An 18,328-nucleotide genomic window follows, 5' to 3' on the forward strand; every position below is an offset into this window, starting at 1 on the left:
GGAAATGTAACTACTTGTTATTGCCCTTCTTTTCGATCTGGTCCAGGTATGCTTTAATAGCGTCCAGTTCCGCGGCGGAGGCTTTGCGATTGCCCAACGCCTGCAGCACCAGCTGTGATGCAGAGCCATTAAAGACGGTATCGATCATTTTACTCAGTAATTGTTGCTGGGTATCCTGCTGGGATACGGCGGCGCGGTATACATGTGTTTTGGCGCTGGTATCGCGGTACACCAGCCCCTTTTCATGCATAATCTGCATCAGCTTCAGGGTGGTGGTGTAACCGGCGTCCTTGCTGCGTTCCAGGACCTCATGAATGTCCCGCACCGTAGCGGGGCCCTTCTCCCAGAGAATGGCCAGGATCTCCAGTTCACTTTCCGTTGGCTTGATGGATTTATTGCTCATATATAACTACCAAAAACTGTTCAATGATTAATTTACGAATATTTTCGTAGACGAATGTACGATAGTTTTCGTAGTAAGCAAATTTATTTTCCGGAATGGGGAGGAGTGGTGGAATTCCCGGGACGAGTGGCTTCCTGTGTCAATTGGTCCCGGAGCTGGCGGGTGGTGAATTTGCTGCCATCGTGGCTCCAGCCGGGAGGGCTGAACAGGTAGCGGAGTTTCTGGCTAAAGGTGGGCGCCCTGCGCACATCGTGCCAGAGGGCGGCCCACTCATGGGTGGCGATGCGCAGCGGGTTGTAGGTATGGATGTTTTGGGTAATGCCATAAGTGGGACGGTACAGCTCTGGCTGAAAGGTGCCAAACACCCGGTCCCAGATAATGAGCACACCGCCATGGTTTTTGTCCAGGTAGTCCACATCGGAGCCGTGGTGCACCCGGTGATGGGAGGGCGTGTTAAACACGTATTCCAATGGCCTGGGCAGCTTGTGAATGGTTTCTGTATGGATCCAGAACTGGTACAGCAGGCTGATGGATTGCATGGTCATTACCAGCAGGGGATGAAAGCCAAGGAGTGGCATCCAGCACCAGAACAGGAAAGCGCCGGAGATGTTGCCCGTCCAAGTTTGGCGAAGGGCGGTGGCCAGGTTGTATTTGCGTGAAGAATGATGCACCACGTGCGATGCCCAGAAATAACGCACTTCGTGGCTGCAGCGGTGAAACCAATAATAACTGAGATCGTCTGCAAAGAAACACACCACCCACACCCACCATTGCGTACTGTCCAGTGTAAAAAGGCGGAAGCGGTACACGAAACTATAAACGGCGAAGATGATGGCTTTGGTGAAAAGGCCGATGATCACATTGCCCAGGCCCATAGAAATGCTGCTTACGGCATCGGGGGTTTCATAAAAATCCTTCTTCTGCACCGCGGTGAAGATCACTTCGGCGGTAATCAGCACCATGAAGCCCGGAATGGCGTAGTGGATCAGGTTGGCCGGCATGTGTAGCGTGGAATTTTTGCCGAATATAACAAAAAAAGAACAGGCATACGCGCGGGGACATTGACCGTCAAGTCCTGTTGCTGTATGCCTGTTCCGGTGCAGTAGCTCCCAGAGTGAGCGCCTGCATGGCGGCTGGTCATATACGTACCTGCCTGCCCTGGTTATATGTATGAAGAGACAGCGGGCATCAGTCCCATCGCCACTTTGGCGGGGGCTGTTGCGGCCGGAGATAAGCCGGACAGTTAGCCCTTTCTGTTTTCAAAAATACCTCCCGGGAGTGTAATGCCATTACAGTCCGGTATTGAATTATTTCTGGATGATAATTGATTTGTAACGCACGCTCGTGGTGCTGAACCAGCCCAGGATCTTATTGCTGCTGGAAGGCACAGTGTTGAGCGCATTGCTTTTCACATTTTCCAGTACCGTGGCAAAAAGGCCTCCGTTGTTGATCTGGTTATAAGCCTGGTTCATGAAATTATAGGTAGGATAACTAAGGGATGAAAATTGTACGATCACTGTATCGCCCAGCTGGTAAGGCTTGTCATCGCGGGTGATGCTTTCACTCAAGGGCATGATGAGCTGGAAGCCATCCGCCACGCCTTCATCAAAAGCACCGTCCACCGCAAAGGCGTCCGTATTGCGGGTTTGGAGGTTGTTGCGGTAAGCGCGCAGCCAGTAGTAATCCGTGGCGCCCTTGATATCGGTGATGAACACCCTTGCAAAGTAGCCTTCCTTGCCTGCGATATTGTCATCTTTCGACTTGTACTTGTACGTGATGGAATCTATCTCGGGAATGCGTTTGATGGTGTCGTATGCTTCGTAAATATCGCCTTTGTACTCGATGTGGAGTTTGTACACGTGACCCAGGATGCCGATGGACTTGCCGGTACCGGGATCGTAGCTATAGTAGCCATCCGCACCAAACCTGAATGGATAGCTGTTATTGCTGGTGAGGTCAAACAACGTCATGGTGGCGTCGCTGAGCACGGGGGCTGCATTGTTGTCCTGGTAAGGCACGGAGCTGGTGAAGCGGATCTTCTGCACACCCGGCTGGTCGGTGATCACGGCATCCAGCACGGGGTAGTTCTTTTTGTTGGGCACATTCAGGTTGATGGTGTCTGTGCAGGCTGTGAAAAACAGGCCCAGTGCCACTAATATGAGTAATGAATATTTCTGCATGTTGATTAGAATTTAAAGTTGTACGTAACACCGGGGATCACACTGCCAATGATGGACAGGCGTACCGCTTCGCGATGTGCAGGATTGTCGGGGTCCTGCTGGAAGAAGATGGAGTAGGCATTGCGGCGCATGTACACGTTGTACAGGGAGAATACCCATTCACCCTGCCAGCGTTTGCGCTGATGGCCTTTCAGGGTGTAGCTCAGGTCCAGGCGGTGATAGGCCGGCAGGCGGTAGTTGCTGCGCTCATCCGTGGTATTGTAGGGGATATCCCACTGCTGGTATTCCAGGCGGGCATCTGCATACGTAGCGGGTGTGCCGGATGCATAGGTGAAGTTTGCCGAGAGGGAGTGGCGCTTATCAAATTCATGGGTGGCCACTATGCTCAGGTTATGGGTACGGTCGTAACGGTTCAGGATCCAGTTGCCACCGCTGATGCCGGCGGTCTGGCGCTCAGAGCGCGACAGGGTGTAGCTGATCCAGCCGGTGTTCTTACCCACTTCTTTCTTCGCATACAGTTCCAGGCCATAGGCGCGGCTGTGGGAGGGTAGCAGATCTCCCTCTACCAGGGCGTTCAGGTACAGTTTGGAGTTGTCAATATAATCCAGCTGGTTCTCCATTTTCTTGTAGAACACTTCCGCAGAGGCTTCAAACACATCGTTCTTTGCATTGTAGAAGTAGCCCATGGATACCTGGTCTGCCACCTGCGGCTTAATGTTGTTGGAGCTGGGTGTCCAGATATCCACCGGGGTAGGGGAAGCGGTATTGGAGATTTGGTGCATGAACTGCGTGGTACGCGTGTAAGAGGCTTTCAGGGCCTGGTCATCGTTCAGGTTGTACCGCACGTTGATGCGGGGCTCCAGGTAGTGATAGTTGGTGATCACTTCATTGGCCTTGTAGTCTGTGGTATGATCCAGCGGTTTGCGGATGCCCGGTGTAGTATCGCGGAAATAATATGCGGTGCCGGCGCCCAGGTACGCAAAGTCGGAGAAGCGGAGGCCGTATTGTACCCCAAATTTCTTCCCAATCTTGTATTCATGATCTATATACACGGCTGCTTCCACGGCGTGCTTGTCCGGCAGGATGGTGGCCATCTGGTCTTGCCCGCTGGAACCTATGCCTGTACCGGGTTTGAAGGTATAGTAAATCGCATTGGCGCCAAAGTGGATGGTGTTGCTGCTATTGAGATAGTAGGTGAATGCCGGTTTAAAACCATAGTTCTTGATATTGGATTTCCAGCTATAACCTTCGCTTTGTTCGTTAGGGTCCTTGCTGGTGCTGTTATTAAAGCTGATGTTGTAATCATAGTTGCTGTAATAAGCGGTGGCATTCAGGAAGATGCGGTCTGTAAACACATGGTTCCAGCGCACACTGGCGGTGGAGTTGCCCCAGTTCAGGTTTGCCTGTTTCTGGAAGCCAAATACGTCGCGCCCCAGGTAGCCGCTTACAAACAGGGTATTGTTCTTATTGAGTTTAAAATTGAGCTTGCCGGTAATGTCGTAGAAGTTCAGTTTCGTGTCTTTCATATCGCCTTTGAGGAAAGGTTTCATGAGCACGTCCACATAAGAGCGGCGGGCTGCCAGGATGAAAGAGGATTCATCTTTTTTGATGGGGCCTTCCACGCTTACACGGCTGAAGATGTCGCCGATACCGCCATTCACCTGCATTTTCTGGTTGTTGCCATCTTTCATGCGGATGTCCAGTACGGAGGAAGTACGGCCGCCAAATTCGGCAGGGAAGCCACCTTTCATGAGGTTGAGGCTTTTTACCGCATCAGGGTTGAACACAGAGAAGAAGCCCAGCATGTGGGAGGAGTTGTATACCGGGGCCTCATCCAGCAGGATCAGGTTTTCATCGGTGGCACCACCGCGCACATTGAAACCGGAGGACCCTTCCCCCACGGTGGTTACGCCCGGGAGCGACTGGATAGCGCGCAGCACATCCACTTCACCCATGAAGGTGGGCATCTTTTTCATCTGGGCCATGCTCAGTTTTTGCAGGCCGGTGCTCATGGTGTTTACCGGCTTGTCATTTTGCTTGCCGGTGATGGTCACCTCGTTCAACTGGCTGCTGGACTGTTCCAGCTTTACATCCAGTGATTGGTTGCCTTTAAGGACTACAGTGGTCTTGTAAGTGGTGTAACCTACATAAGTGAACTGCAGTTCGTGCGTGCCGGTGGGTAGGGTAAGGCTGTAGAAGCCGTACTCATTGGTCACCGTGCCGAGGCCGGAACCCGGTACGCCAATGGAAATGCCGATGAGGCTTTCGCCGTTCTGTTTGTCTTTTACATAGCCCCGGAGGGTGTAGCGTTGCTGTGCCATAGCGGTTTGCGCCAGCAATACTGTGAGCAGCAGCACAAACGCGTTGCGGATTGTTTTCATAGCCGGTGGTCGTTTAGGTAAAACCAGTTTTTAGAATGTCGTGCTAATCAGACACGCCATCAATGGTCTACCCTCATGAGGGTGTTAAAAAAGTTTTAAGTAGTGAGTGACGGGTATCCGGCCGCATAGCCGGTAAAGCGGGGGCTGATATTTTGCCCCGCTACATTAAGAATGTGCAAAAAAAGTGGTTTTAAGGGTAGGGTGGGCGGTTTTTCGACCAATCTTTTTGAAAATTATAGGAACGGGCTTCACTGGATAACAAAAAAACGCAGGCCCCGGGAAAGGACTGCGTTTACGGTATGATCGGGCCTCAATTGTCCTGGTGCCTAGTAAGCCAGCGTAAAGCGGCGTTTAATGTGCTGTGGGTTTTCCAGTTCATCTACAATGGCCACTGCAAAGTCCTTGGTGGAAATGCGGCTGTCGCCTTTTTCATCTGCCACTACCTGGTCTGTGCCCAGGCGGAACTTGCCGGTACGGGGGCCGGGCTCTATGATCATGGCGGGGCTGAGCACGGTCCAGTCCAGGTCATCCTGGGCCTTGATGGTATAGAAAGCCTCGCGGGTAGCGGTGGCACCGGCTTTCCAGACCTCGGGAAATTCCGGGGTGTCCAGCAGTTGCAGGCCCGGCTCTATTTCCAGGCTGCCGGCGCCGCTCACGGCAATGAAGCGCTTAATGCCGGCATCGCGGGTGCCATTGAGAATGCTGCGGATGGCGCGGCCGTAGGTATCTATGATGTCTGATGCATCATGGCCGGCATTGTAGGCGCTGATCACCGCATCGTTGCCTTCCAGGGCGGCGGCCAGGGCATCTTCATCCAGTACGTCTGCCTTGATCACGGTAAGATCAGGAGATTGGATGGTGATCTTGGAAACATCGCGTACGATAGCGGTTACGTGGTGGCCGCGATCCAGGGCTTCTGCGAGGATCTCTTTGCCAATGAACCCAGAGGCGCCAATGAGAGCTACTTTCATGATCTTGTGTTTAAAGTGTATCTATATGAATGATATGCTGTGCTTGCACAAATCGGAAGCCAAGTTTCGGTTGGATTTGTTAATAGTATTGTTGTAAAAAATATTACAGTTTCAGGTAAAAAAGATAGAGGATGTTTTATGCGTTGCTGCGGGGGCTTCTTTGCCTTGCAGCTGCTTGTGGCGCCCTTTGATGGTGATTGTGCCGGGTTTATGCCTGGTGTAACAGGGACAGCATTCTCTGGGGCGGAGGTATTGAATTTATCCCTTGTGTTGTAATGGCTGGGCGGCTTCCTTGCCTTTGCAGCCGCCAAACTGGGTACAGAACTCCTGCAGGCTGATGTCCTGCAGGCAATGGTGCACGGCATTGTCTATGCGGCAGAAGAGGTGATCCAGCGAAATGTTGATGCGCTTGCCTACGGGGCAATCTTCACTGGGCTGGTTGGGGGAGTAGCTGAAAATATGATTCTCTTTGATGGCCGCAAAAACATCGGAGAGCAGGATCTGGTCTACCGGGCGGGTAAGGCGGGAGCCGCCGTTCTTGCCTTCCTTGCTTTCTACCAGGCCGGCCATGCGCAGGGCACCCAGTTCTTTGCGCACCAGGGCGGGGTTTGCATTGAGGGAGCCGGCGAGGTACTCGGAAGAGGTCCATTCCTCTTCGCTGGTAGCGAGGAGGGAGAGGATGTGCACTGATATGGCGAATTTGCTTTTTACCATTCTGTAATAACGAGAATTACAGTACAAAGTTAAGCCGGGAATTGCAGACGGCAAAACTTTTGGGCCTTTTTTGTAAGGGTGGGGCCTCCCTCTTTTAAGGGCTGCGTCCCGGTTCCGGGACCGGTAGTCGCTGGTACGGAAGTCCGCTGAAGAATTTGAACAGCAAACCGGCATCGCACTGTCAATAGGCATACATTGAATGCACCCCGGGTATACGCTGTAAAAGGAAGCGGGCTGCATTCATTGTGCAGGATGCAGCCCGCTTTGTTTTGAATGGCCTTAAGAAGGTAGTATGGATGGATATTACCGGGTCAGCGTTTAGCAAATGCGATGGCATGCGTTTGGGGGGCGGGTTTCATTGCGCTTACCTGTTCCGTATTTACCGGTTTTTTCATGGTCACCACGGTGGTATTACTTGGGAATAGCACTGCCAGCGTGGGCGCAATTACCAGTGACACGATGGACATCAGTTTGATGAGGATGTTCATAGACGGGCCGGAGGTATCTTTGAAGGGATCGCCTACGGTATCACCGGTCACAGAGGCTTTGTGGGGCTCTGATTTTTTGTAATAGGTTTCACCATTGATCACCACTCCTTTTTCAAAGGACTTCTTGGCATTGTCCCAGGCGCCGCCGGCGTTGTTCTGGAAGAGGCCCATCAGCACACCACTCACCGTGGCGCCGGCCAGGAAACCGCCCAGTACTTCCGGGCCAAAGAGGAAACCGATAAGCAGGGGAGAGATCAGCGCAATGGCGCCGGGCAGCAACATTTCACGGATAGAAGCATTGGTGGAAATGGCCACGCATTTTTCATATTCGGGCTTGCCGGTGCCTTCCAGGATGCCGGGGATCTCGCGGAACTGGCGTCTTACTTCTTCCACCATGGCCATGGCTGCGCGCCCTACCGCCGCAATGGCCAGGGAAGAGAAGATGAAGGGGATCATACCACCTACAAAGAGACCGGCCAGTACATCTGCCTGGTAAATATCAATACCGTGGATATGGGATACCCCTACAAAAGCGGCAAACAGTGCCAGGGAGGTGAGCGCAGCAGAGGCAATGGCAAAGCCCTTGCCGGTAGCAGCGGTGGTGTTGCCCACGGCATCGAGGATGTCTGTTTTTTCACGCACATCTGCGGGCAGTTCGCTCATTTCTGCGATGCCGCCTGCGTTATCTGCAATGGGGCCAAATGCGTCAATGGCCAGCTGCATGGCGGTGGTGGCCATCATGCCGGCTGCGGCAATGGCCACCCCGTACAGGCCTGCAAAATGGTGGGAACCGTAAATACCGGCAGCCAGCACCAGCACGGGCAGCATGGTAGATTCCATGCCCACGGAAAGGCCGCCAATGATGTTGGTAGCATGGCCGGTGGCGGACTGGCGGATGATAGACAGCACGGGGCGTTTACCCATAGCCGTATAATATTCTGTGATGATGCTGATAAGGGTACCTACTACCAGGCCCACTACGATGGCGCCAAACACGCCGTCACGGGTAAAGGATTGCCCGCGCAGTACCAGCTGGCCGGTGGGCATGATCCACATGGTAAGGAAGTAGGTGGCAATGGCGGTGAGCACGATGGAGCCCCAGTTGCCCATGTTCAGGGCTTTCTGTACCACGTTGGTATTGAGACCGGCGGCATCGCTCACCCGCACAAAGAAGGTGGCAATGATAGAGAAGATGATGCCAATGCCTGCAATGAGCATGGGCAGCAGGATGGGGGAGAGACCGCCAAAATTGTCGGCAGCAGTGGTTTCTGAGCCCAGTACCATGGTGGCCAGCACGGTGGCTACGTAAGAACCGAAAAGGTCTGCACCCATACCGGCTACGTCACCCACATTGTCACCTACGTTATCCGCAATGGTGGCGGGGTTGCGGGGATCATCCTCGGGAATGCCGGCTTCCACTTTACCTACCAGGTCAGCGCCTACGTCTGCCGCCTTGGTGTAGATGCCACCGCCCACGCGGGCAAAGAGGGCAATGCTTTCCGCACCCAGGGAAAAGCCGGTGAGCACCTCGATGGTCTTGGTCATTTCAAATGTATTGGCGCTGGCGCCGAAATAAGCTTTAAGCACGATAAATAAACCACCCAGGCCCAGTACGGCCAGGCCGGCTACGCCCATGCCCATCACAGAACCGCCGGTAAAGGATACCTGCAGGGCCTTGGCCAGGCTGGTACGCGCTGCCTGCGCGGTGCGCACATTGGCCTTGGTAGCGATCTTCATACCAATGAAGCCTGCGCTGGCGGAAAACACGGCGCCCATAATAAAGGCTACGGCAATGGTCCAATCTGAATTAGGATGGGAAGCGCCCATAAAACCGAGCAGGAGGGCGGCGATGATCACGAAGTAGATCAGTATTCTGTACTCTGCTTTGAGAAAGGCCATGGCTCCATCGGCAATGTGTTTGGCGATTTCTGTCATGCGCTCATTTCCTGCATCCTGGCGGGACACCCATGCACTACGCAGGGCGGTAAATAACAAGGCTATGATTCCAAAAAACGGGACTAGATAAACGATGTTCATACTGATACTATGGTTTTTATAATCGTGGAAATAGGTGACTTCAATCAAATGCCGGTATCGTTCATCTGTCTGTCGCAGGCTATGCTGGCGGAGGCTAAAATATCGTCGGAGTTTTCACGGGCGTTACCGGCAAAACATTCAACAATATAACAATTTAACATTTAACAGGGAAGATTTTTGGAGCGGGCGCGGGGGCTTATTTTGCCCCCGCAATTTCCAGGTAGGCGGGGCCTATGAAGCGCACAATACCGCTGGCAGTAAGGGCTTCCTGGCTCATAGCGGCGGCGCCCAGGTCGCCGGCCAGGCCGTGCAGCCAGACGCCCAGGATCATGGTATGTTCCGGTGAGTACCCCTGGGCCAGTATCCCGGCCAGCAGGCCGGTAAGCACATCCCCGCTGCCGCCGGTGGCCATGCCGGCATTGCCGGTATTATTGAAATACACCTGCCCTTCCGGTGTGGCGATGGCGGTGTAGCGGCCTTTGAGCAGGATGTACAGGCTGTATTGCTGCGCTGCGGCGGACAGTTTTTCCAGCCGCTCCACATCATTGCCCGAAGGGCCAAACATGCGCTCAAATTCCTTGGGATGGGGCGTAAGCAGGGAGTGTTTGGGCACCTGTTCCAGCAGGTACCGTTCCGCACCTAAGATGTTGAGGGCGTCTGCATCTATCACCATGGGGTCGTGGTAGCGCTGCAGCAGCTTTTCAAAGGCTTTGGCAGTGTCGCCACTGGTGCCCAAGCCGGGGCCAATGGCTACGGTCTTGTATTTGCCCTGGCCGTCCGCGGTTACGGCTTCGTGGAATTGTACGCTTTGTTGCCCGCCGTCATCCACCAGGCACATGGCAGGTGGTACGGTGCTTTGTATAATGTTATAGCCGCATTCCGGCACATATACGGTGAGCAGTCCTACTCCTGCGTGCAGGCAGGCCTGTGCACTGAGCACGGCGGCGCCTATTTTTCCATAACTGCCGGCTATGAGCAACGCGTGCCCGTATGTGCCTTTGTGTGAAAAGGGCAGGCGGGGTTTATAAATGCGGTGGATCATTTCCATGTCCACCACCTGGTAGCGTGTAGGCGTTTGCGTTAGATAGTCCCTGTGCAGGCCAATGGGGAGGATGTGCACTTCGCCTACGCGGGCTGCATTTTCCGGTAGTACAAAGGCTAGTTTATATACCTCGAAGCTCAGCGTATGCCGGGCTTCCACGGTGAGCAGGTCTTTACTGCTCTCATCTGCTTTGAGGCCGGAGGGCAGGTCTATGGCAATGATGGGGTACTGGTCCTGCAGGGCGTTAATGTGCTGCACTGTTTGGGCTACCAGGCCTTCCAGGGGCCGGCTTATACCGGTACCAAAAAGCGCGTCTACGATAATGGCATTGGTGGGTAGTTCGGGGAAGGCGTCTTCCGGTTGCAGCATGATCAGGGATGCGGCTTCCCCGCCGCGCAGGGCGGCCTGGTTGGCGCGGTTATCGGCAGAGAACTTATCGGTGTAGTGGAGCAGGTAGGCTTTGGCTTCAAAGCCATGTTGCTGGAGCAGGCGGGTAGTGGCCAGGCCATCGCCCCCGTTATTGCCTGCGCCGCAAAAAATATGAAAGGAGTGCCCGGCGCCGTACCGGCCAATGAGCCACTGCGTGCATTGTGTGGCAGCTTTTTCCATCAACCGCAGGCTGGTGATGGGGGTATGTTCAATGGTATATGCATCGGCGGCGCGTACCTGGTCTGCAGTGAAGATCTTCATACCGTTAAGGTACGGTATAAAAACAGCAAAACCCCGGCCGGAGCCAGGGTTTTGCTTATAATGCTTGCCAGCAAAATTTAGAAAGTGTAGCGGGCAGAAACGCCGCCCATCTGCTCACCGATGTACTTGGTGGGGCCTACGAAGTTTACATAAGGCTTAAGGTCTGCGCTGAGGTTCAGCGGAATGTTCTTGAAGGTGTAAGACACGCCGATGATGCCGTCTATACCGGGAGAAGCGTAAGCGCCGCTGCCGTCCTTGCGATAACGGTCGTAGTCAAAATCCAGGCGGTCATAAATACCCAGGTGCACACCACCACCGAAGAAGAGTGACCATTCTTTGTGCTGGGGCACAATGTTCAGGTTGTACTCATACAAGGCGGTAACGGTGAAATTGCCACGGCGGTTAAAGTCTGTTGCTGCAATGCCTTCAATGGAGTGTGGGCCTCCGTCGAACATGTGTTTAATGGTAAAGCCGATGAGGAAGGGATTCACTCTCACCCCAATGGCGGTGCTGTAACCGTCTTCTACCGGCGTGGGATGGCCGGAGGCGCGGTGCTGGGCCATGGCGCTGAAGGAGACAATACTGCAAAGGCTGAGAAGGAACACAAGTTTTTTCATATGGTTTTTCTTGTTTAGTAATAAGCAATGTTGTGTGTAAACTATATCGCGTTTTATCGGTTTCCGAAAGTGTAGCGCACAGACAACGCAAACTGCGCCAGCTCTGCGGAATTATTAAAATGTACGGCCGGTTTCCAGTCCAGGCCCAGGTTTACCGGAATGGTTTGAAAGTTATAATCCGCTCCGGCTATACCATCCAGCCCGCTGATGAACTTCCAGGTGGAATTTTCTTCGCGGGTGCCGGCGTGCAGGCCACCGCCCAGGTACCATCCAAAGCCATCAATGGTGAGGGCGGAAAGGTCAAAACGATATTCATACAGGGCCGTGAGTGATACCGTACGGTCATAAATACCAAGGATGCCTTCCGCACCGGAATGATCATCGAACCAGTAACGGCCGGTTACGCCCAAAGGTATACCCAGCCTGCCTCCCAGCTGCGCACGACCCGCGGTCTGTGCCTGTACGGCCACTGTGCAACCGATGATGATCAACACGAATAAAATGCGTTTTTTCATTGACAGAGCAAATTAGCAATAACGGTGCCATGGAATATAATTTCCAGGTTTCAATTTTCCAATCCACTGGAAATCATTCTTTTCCAATCGCAAATTTCAATCCCGATGCTGCCACTAAAACGTTGTAACAGGGATACTTAGTATAACCGTTGGCGATAGGGCGGGGCTTCATTTCTTTTTCAGGGCTGCAAAATATAAAAAACCGGTGACACCTGCCAGTAAAGATGCAGCTATAATTCCGATCTTGGCAATGTCTTGTAATAACGCGTCTGAGAAGGCCAGCGTGGCAATGAAAATAGACATGGTAAATCCTATACCTGCCATGAAGCCCATGCCCAGCAACTGTTTCCAGCCGAGGCTTTCCGGCAGCGCCACCAGCCTGGTTTTTACGCCCAGCCAGGAAAACAGCAAAATGCCCAATGGTTTGCCTGCAAATAAACCCAGCATAATGGCCACGCTAAGCGGGTGCACCAGGGCGGGGCCCATGGGCCAGGGCAACTGTATGGCGGTATTGGCCAGGGCAAACAAAGGCATCACGATAAAATTAACCGGGACATGGATCCTGTGTTCCAGTGTATGCGTTACCGTTAGTGGCATACAAAATGCCAGCAACACACCTGCAATGGTGGCATGTATGCCGGAATTGAACATGCAGTACCAAAGCGCTGTGCCGGCGGCCAGGTACCATCCCGTGCGTTTTACACCGCTCATATTCAGCACCACCAGTATAGCCATACAGGCGGCTGCGCCACCCAGGTAAGCCCAGTGAAGGGCATCCGTGTAGAAGATAGCAATGGTGGCAATGGCGCCCAGGTCGTCAATGATGGCCAGCGCCATGAGCAGCACCTTTACAGCCGGGGGCACGCGCCTGCCCAGCAGGGACAGGATGCCCAGGGAAAACGCAATGTCTGTAGCCATGGGAATGGCCCAGCCACTTTGCAGATGGGTGCCTGCATTGACACTGAGATACAGCAACGCAGGGCACAGCATACCACCCAGTGCTGCCAGTGCCGGCATCAGGGCTTTCTGTAGGGAGGAGAGCGCGCCGTTTACCAGCTCCCGCTTTATTTCCATACCGGCCAGCAGGAAAAATGTGGCCATGAGGGCATCATTCACCCAGGCTAAAATATCGTGTGGCAGGTGTAAAAAGGAAGGGGCGGGCGTAGGCATCTCCCAGAAGTGCTTCCAGGCCTGTTGCAGCGGGGAATTGGCCAGGGATAAGGACAGCAGGGTGCAAAGCAGGAGCAGGATCCCGATAGACCTGCTGTCCTTTATAAGATCGTGTAGCCATGTACGTGAGTAGGAGCGTACTGCCATAGTCATGAAGTTGAACGTATAAGCCGTGCCGGTACTCCCAGCCGGTTATTTAGTTACCTAATAATTCGTATTTCGATTTGGGCTGGCGCGCGGGCTCCCAGTGGAAATTACCCAGCAGCATCTTATCCAGCGGGCGCTGGGAGAAGGGATACATGGTGCCTTCTGCATCTTTTATCAGCACTACTTTATACAACTGGTTATCCTGGAAATGGATGTTGATGATAGCTGCCAGCGACTTGTTCACACTCAGGTACGCACTGTCTGAGTCCTGGATGTAATAGATCGCTTCCGCATTCCCATCCACGTGCATCCAGTCCAGTTTATTATCTACAAAATAGCCGGTGATCATGTTACCCTTGATCTGGTTGTACAAGCCGGGATCCGTTTCGTTTACAATGAGGCCGTTATTATTCAGCAGGATCTTATCCGCCTTCTGGTCTTTGGTGAAAAGGTAAATGGTATCGCCACTTAGCTGGGTTTTGATGTTGGCCCAGAGCAGCGGGTTTTTAAACATGCGGAAGGTGGAGTCGATAGTAGAGTAGTAGGCACTGTCTGCCACGCCCTGCAGGGAATCTGACCAGATGCGCACGTTATGGTAAGCAAGTACATAACGCTGTTCCGTGGTGTCTTCCGCGTTGAAAGCCGTATCCGGCGGGGGAGGCAGCTGGGCTACCTTTGGCAACGTGTCCTGCTGCGTGGAGTCATTTAATGCGCCCGGTTTGCGATGGCCGGGCAGCAGACCGCGGTTAATAATGGTATCACCGCCATTGCGGACCAGCAAGGAATCGTGCTGGCGGCCAAAGTTGACCTCCAGACTATCGGTAGGCACATTGGCGTCTGCCATGCGCTGGAAGGCATTCCTGGCGGCCGTATCGCCGGGCAGGGGCACGCGGGCCGGGAATAATTTTTTAACACTGTCTGTGGAAACGCCCGGTGGCAGCTGCTTCCGGAGGGAGTCCATCCCCTGGCGACGCAGGCGTGCTATGCTGTCTGTGCTGATATGGGCCACACTGTCCGCTGCCGGGGGCAGGGGGGGCAGCTTGGGTGTTTCCTCTTCTTCTTCGTCCGTATTGTATTTGGCCGTAAGGCTATCTGCGGCTACCAGGTGGCGTGGGGCATCCATCCTGGCTTTTTTGGTAACGCGGTTTTGCTTGCGGATGGAATCCTGTCTTTTGGCCTCCCGCTCCAGGCTGTCCCTGCGGCGGTTCATGGCCCTGATCTCCTGGCGGGTGATCACGCCGGAAAACAAGGTATCAGCGGCCATCATGAGGGTATCCTGGTCTTTTTCCATGATCATTACCGGCTTCTGGGTGGCCAGTACCGTTTTCTTCACCTGGTCCACTTCTGCGTGGTTGGAAAGGAGGGACATTTTATTGATGGTGTCGTGGTACACCACGTTGCCGTCTGCAAAAGCTTTACCATTCAGCTTGTCCACGCGGATGGTTTCTGCCTGCACGGTGCCGGTACTGTCTTCGATGATAGGGCGGTTGCCGAAATTGCCGGTACCATCCACGGTGTTGTAATAGCCGCTGGTGGTGTACATCACGGTTTTGCCGTCATTGATGGTGGTGGGCGCCATGAAGGTGGCTATCTTGGTTTCCGTGTTGTACAGCAGGGTATCTGTGCTCATGGTGTATTGCGGATCTACCAGCAGTACATCATTTTTAAAATAAGCGTCTTTGGTATCTGCATAGTAGTAGCCTTGTTTGGAAGTGAGCACGCTCTGGCCGTTCACCAGCTTGCCTCCTTTCTCGTAGGTGCCTATGCGGGCGTTCATGTCATAGTGCAGTTCGGGGCCGGTAATGGTCACCTTACCGTCTGTGAGGCGGGCGTTATCGCGCAGGGTGGCCTGTTTGGTAAAGCCTTCGTAGTGCAGGTAATCGCCGTAGATATGGATGCTGTCTGCCTGGTTAATGTGCACATGGCCATAGGCATCCATCACGTTGGCTTTGCGGTCCAGGTAGGCGCTGTCGCAGGAGAGGATGGCATTGTCCTGGCGGAAAGCCACGTCTCCTATGAATTTGGTAAGCTGCACAGTGTCCTTGGTGGTGCTGTACAGTACACCGGCTTTGAGGATGTTGATCACTGTACCGGCGGAGGTGTCTTTTTTAGGCACAGGCAGGGCGGGCTGCACCACCGGCTGGATCTTTACCGGCGCGGGCGGTGCTTTCACAGGCACGGGGTGTCCGCCTTTTACCGGCACAGGTTTTACGATGGGTGCGGGCGGAACTTTCTTCACCTGGGCAAAAACCGCGGGCATGGCCAGGGTAGCGGCGAAGAGCAGCAGGCCGTATCTGAATGATTTCATGTTGTGCTGGATCATTTGGCCGAATCAGCAGGGATGGGCCTCATTTTTTCTTTTTTACCGAACAGGGAGAAGTGTACGTACCGTTTAGGATTGTACCGGAGGTCTTCCAGCAGTTTATTGAGGTTGCTGGTGGAGGCCTGCAGGTTGTTATACACGTTCTTATCGTTGAGCATCAGCCCTATGGTGCCGTTGCTGTTATCAATATTATTCAGGATAGACTTCAGGTGGTTGACGCTGCCCTGCAACTGGTGCAGGGTGCTGTCCAGCTGCCCGTTTGCCAGTGCATCGGTGGTTTGCTGTGCATTGCCCAGGATAGCGGTGATCTTGTCGTTATTATTCTTAAGGTTTTCGCTGATGGCGGCAAAGTTGTTGAAGGTCTTATTCACGCTGCCTTTGTCCGGGTCCAGCATTACATTGATGGATGCGGAGGCATCGGAGAAGTGGTGCATGGTATGATTGAGGTGGCCCATGGTCTCTTTGAGATTCTGCTGGGTGGTGGCATCAAAGATGGTATTCACCGTTTGCAGTACGGAGTCTACTTCGGTGAGGGTGCCCTGTACTTTGTTTACCAGCGGGTCCAGCTGGGCTTTGAGTGCGTCCGTGATGGAGCCGTCCAGGGAGGAATTAATGGTGTCCTTATCCTGCAGGTTTTCCGGGGAGTTACCAAAACTGAGGGTCACGGTTTTGGTGCCCAGCAGGTCACTGCTGATGCGGGCCACGGTATTTTTCGGGATGTCAATTTTCTTGTTGATGCGCAGGGCCACGAGGATCTGGCCCCCGCTGCGGTCCAGCAGCTCCAGGCTTTTCACGCTGCCTACATTCAGCCCGTTCACCTGCACAAAGTTGGCAGGTTGCAGGCCGTTCACCTGGTTGTATTTTGCGTAGATCGTAAAGGAATGGGAAAAGAGACTATTTCCTTTCAAGAGGTTAAACCCGATCACCAGCATAACGATGGCTACGGTGGCGATGATCCCAACCTTTGTTTCATTAGAGACTTTGAGCATTGCAATACGGATACGTTCGTTGCAAAAATATGTAAAAAGAGTAAGCGGGGCGTGGGAGTGGGGGAATTATTCGGGGAAGTACAGGAGATGGGCTAAAAAGGGAAATGGGGACTAGCGCCGTGCCTCAAGGCGGCTACCGTTGCGGTCTATAATGAAGGCGTCTTTAAATCCGAGTTTCTTTGCGTTGCGCAGGGCGGTGTTTGCCTGGGCGAAGGTTTTGTAGTTAACGCAGTAATACTTGTATACTTTTTTGCGGCCGGAGGAGATGGTTTCTTTGACGATAGTGGCTTTCAGTTTTGCGAACACTTGGGCGTGGGGGGTGTAGGATTCAGGACTGGTCATCACCTGGATGCGATAGCTACCGGTAGCTGCCACGGCATTGGCAATGTTTTCGTGGGTACGTTCCCGTAATTTATCCCTGGAAGCCGCTGCCGGCGGGGCTTTCTTCCCCGATCGGCTGCTGGCCAGCACTTCCTTGCCCTGCTTGCCGCGTACGGTGGCGGCCACGGAAGTGCGGGAGGTGGTGCGGCTTGCGGCCCCGCCGGGTTTAGCCGGTTTCCGGGTGGAAGCCATATCGGACTGCTTGCTGTGTGCAGCGGTTTCCATTTTATTACGCAGGCTGGACTGGGGTGCCGGTGTACGCTTTGCAGGCGTGGCGGAGGCCAGCATGGTCTTATCTTTTACCGGGGCGTGTTTCTTGCTGCGGGTGGTGGGCGTGGGCAGGTCGTTGGAAGTGGGGGCGCCAAAACGTTCCAGTTCTTCCTTGTAGCGCTGGATGGCCTTGTAGATGGAGGTGGCGGTGGCCATCTGTCCTTCCTGGGAGTTGAGGAAGTCTTCTTCTTCCGGGTTGCTGATAAAGCCTACTTCCACCAGTACGCTGGGCATGGCCGTGCCGGACAGCACCCAGATACCTTTTTCATTACGCTGGCGGGCACCGCGGCTCAGGCGGCCGGTTTTGGTAAATTCATCCTCGATCAGGCCGGACAGGCGCAGGCTCTGGTCAAAGTAGGCATTGCGCAGCGTATTGAGCATAATAAACGTAGTAGGATCGGTAGGGTCCATGTTAGCGCGGGTGGAGTCATCATCCAGCACGATCACGGAGCTGCTGTGCTGCTTGAGTGATTCCAGTTTGGCGTTGTTCTTACTGGTGGCCCAGATGTAGGTTTCCGTGCCTTTTGCCTCGCTGGGGAAATAGGCATACACCGGCTCGCGCACGGTCACTTTCCTCTTTCCTTTTTTCCTTACCACGGTGCGGTAATTGACCACCTTACGGATCTTGGCGGTGGAATTACAGTGGATGGAGACAAACAGGTCGCCGTGTGCATCGTTGGCTATTTCGGCTTTGCGGTGTACATCGTCAAAACGGTCTGTGGTACGGGTGTAGACTACTTTCACATCGGGCATGTTGTCTTCAATCAGTTTGCCCAGTTTCAGGGCCACGGCCAGGGTCACCTGTTTTTCCGTGGAATAACTGCCCCTGGCGCCCGGATCTTCGCCACCGTGGCCAGCGTCAATGACGATAGTGTGGATTGGTGTGTCGTGCCTCCAGGGCTTTTTGCCGCCCGTGGTGGCGTAAATAAACAGGGAGCTTACCAGGACTGTTCCCAGGCTAAAGATCCAAAATCGTTTACGGCGCATGCTTCTCATCTCGTTTTTTAATG

General features: G+C 53.7%; 14 protein-coding genes. All 14 read right to left on the reverse strand.

Features of this window, described 5'->3' with window-relative positions:
• Positions 1 to 10 precede the first annotated feature (10 nt).
• Positions 11 to 403 carry a BlaI/MecI/CopY family transcriptional regulator gene (locus DCC81_RS24515; RefSeq protein WP_108689405.1) on the reverse strand — a complete coding sequence of 131 codons (393 nt, stop codon included), beginning with the start codon at positions 401 to 403 and terminating at the stop codon, positions 11 to 13.
• An 83-nt stretch (positions 404 to 486) separates the two neighbouring features.
• Entirely contained in the window at positions 487 to 1,404 is a 918-nt protein-coding gene (locus DCC81_RS24520) for a sterol desaturase family protein (protein ID WP_108689406.1), read from the reverse strand.
• A gap of 306 nt (positions 1,405 to 1,710) precedes the next feature.
• Complete coding sequence (locus DCC81_RS24525) at positions 1,711 to 2,583, reverse strand: DUF4249 domain-containing protein (RefSeq protein ID WP_108689407.1); 873 nt, start codon at positions 2,581 to 2,583, stop codon at positions 1,711 to 1,713.
• A gap of 5 nt (positions 2,584 to 2,588) precedes the next feature.
• Positions 2,589 to 4,964 carry a TonB-dependent receptor gene (locus tag DCC81_RS24530; protein WP_108689408.1) on the reverse strand — a complete coding sequence of 792 codons (2,376 nt, stop codon included), beginning with the start codon at positions 4,962 to 4,964 and terminating at the stop codon, positions 2,589 to 2,591.
• A gap of 326 nt (positions 4,965 to 5,290) precedes the next feature.
• Positions 5,291 to 5,935, reverse strand: coding sequence for an NAD(P)-dependent oxidoreductase (locus DCC81_RS24535; protein WP_108689409.1), 645 nt, complete (start codon positions 5,933 to 5,935; stop codon positions 5,291 to 5,293).
• Positions 5,936 to 6,193: 258 nt separating this feature from the next.
• Entirely contained in the window at positions 6,194 to 6,889 is a 696-nt protein-coding gene (locus tag DCC81_RS24540) for an Rrf2 family transcriptional regulator (protein ID WP_317047848.1), read from the reverse strand.
• Positions 6,890 to 6,960: 71 nt separating this feature from the next.
• Positions 6,961 to 9,174 carry a sodium-translocating pyrophosphatase gene (locus DCC81_RS24545; protein WP_108689411.1) on the reverse strand — a complete coding sequence of 738 codons (2,214 nt, stop codon included), beginning with the start codon at positions 9,172 to 9,174 and terminating at the stop codon, positions 6,961 to 6,963.
• Between the two features lie 196 nt (positions 9,175 to 9,370).
• The gene (locus DCC81_RS24550) at positions 9,371 to 10,906 is read right to left on the reverse strand and encodes an NAD(P)H-hydrate dehydratase (protein WP_108689412.1); all 1,536 of its coding nucleotides are present in this window, start codon (positions 10,904 to 10,906) and stop codon (positions 9,371 to 9,373) included.
• A gap of 77 nt (positions 10,907 to 10,983) precedes the next feature.
• Positions 10,984 to 11,523, reverse strand: coding sequence for a hypothetical protein (locus tag DCC81_RS24555; protein ID WP_133177790.1), 540 nt, complete (start codon positions 11,521 to 11,523; stop codon positions 10,984 to 10,986).
• Between the two features lie 53 nt (positions 11,524 to 11,576).
• Positions 11,577 to 12,038, reverse strand: coding sequence for a hypothetical protein (locus tag DCC81_RS24560; RefSeq protein WP_108689414.1), 462 nt, complete (start codon positions 12,036 to 12,038; stop codon positions 11,577 to 11,579).
• Positions 12,039 to 12,206: 168 nt separating this feature from the next.
• A complete protein-coding gene (gene nhaA, locus DCC81_RS24565) occupies positions 12,207 to 13,355 on the reverse strand; it encodes a Na+/H+ antiporter NhaA (RefSeq protein ID WP_108689415.1) in 1,149 nt (382 codons plus the stop codon).
• A 49-nt stretch (positions 13,356 to 13,404) separates the two neighbouring features.
• Positions 13,405 to 15,663, reverse strand: a complete 2,259-nt coding sequence (locus DCC81_RS24570) for an OstA-like protein (protein WP_165806727.1) — start codon at positions 15,661 to 15,663, stop codon at positions 13,405 to 13,407.
• 11 nt (positions 15,664 to 15,674) lie between these two features.
• The gene (locus DCC81_RS24575) at positions 15,675 to 16,667 is read right to left on the reverse strand and encodes an MlaD family protein (protein WP_108689417.1); all 993 of its coding nucleotides are present in this window, start codon (positions 16,665 to 16,667) and stop codon (positions 15,675 to 15,677) included.
• Positions 16,668 to 16,778: 111 nt separating this feature from the next.
• Entirely contained in the window at positions 16,779 to 18,305 is a 1,527-nt protein-coding gene (locus DCC81_RS24580) for an N-acetylmuramoyl-L-alanine amidase family protein (RefSeq protein WP_165806728.1), read from the reverse strand.
• Positions 18,306 to 18,328: the final 23 nt, after the last annotated feature.

This window comes from Chitinophaga parva, assembly GCF_003071345.1.
GTDB lineage: Bacteria > Bacteroidota > Bacteroidia > Chitinophagales > Chitinophagaceae > Chitinophaga > Chitinophaga parva.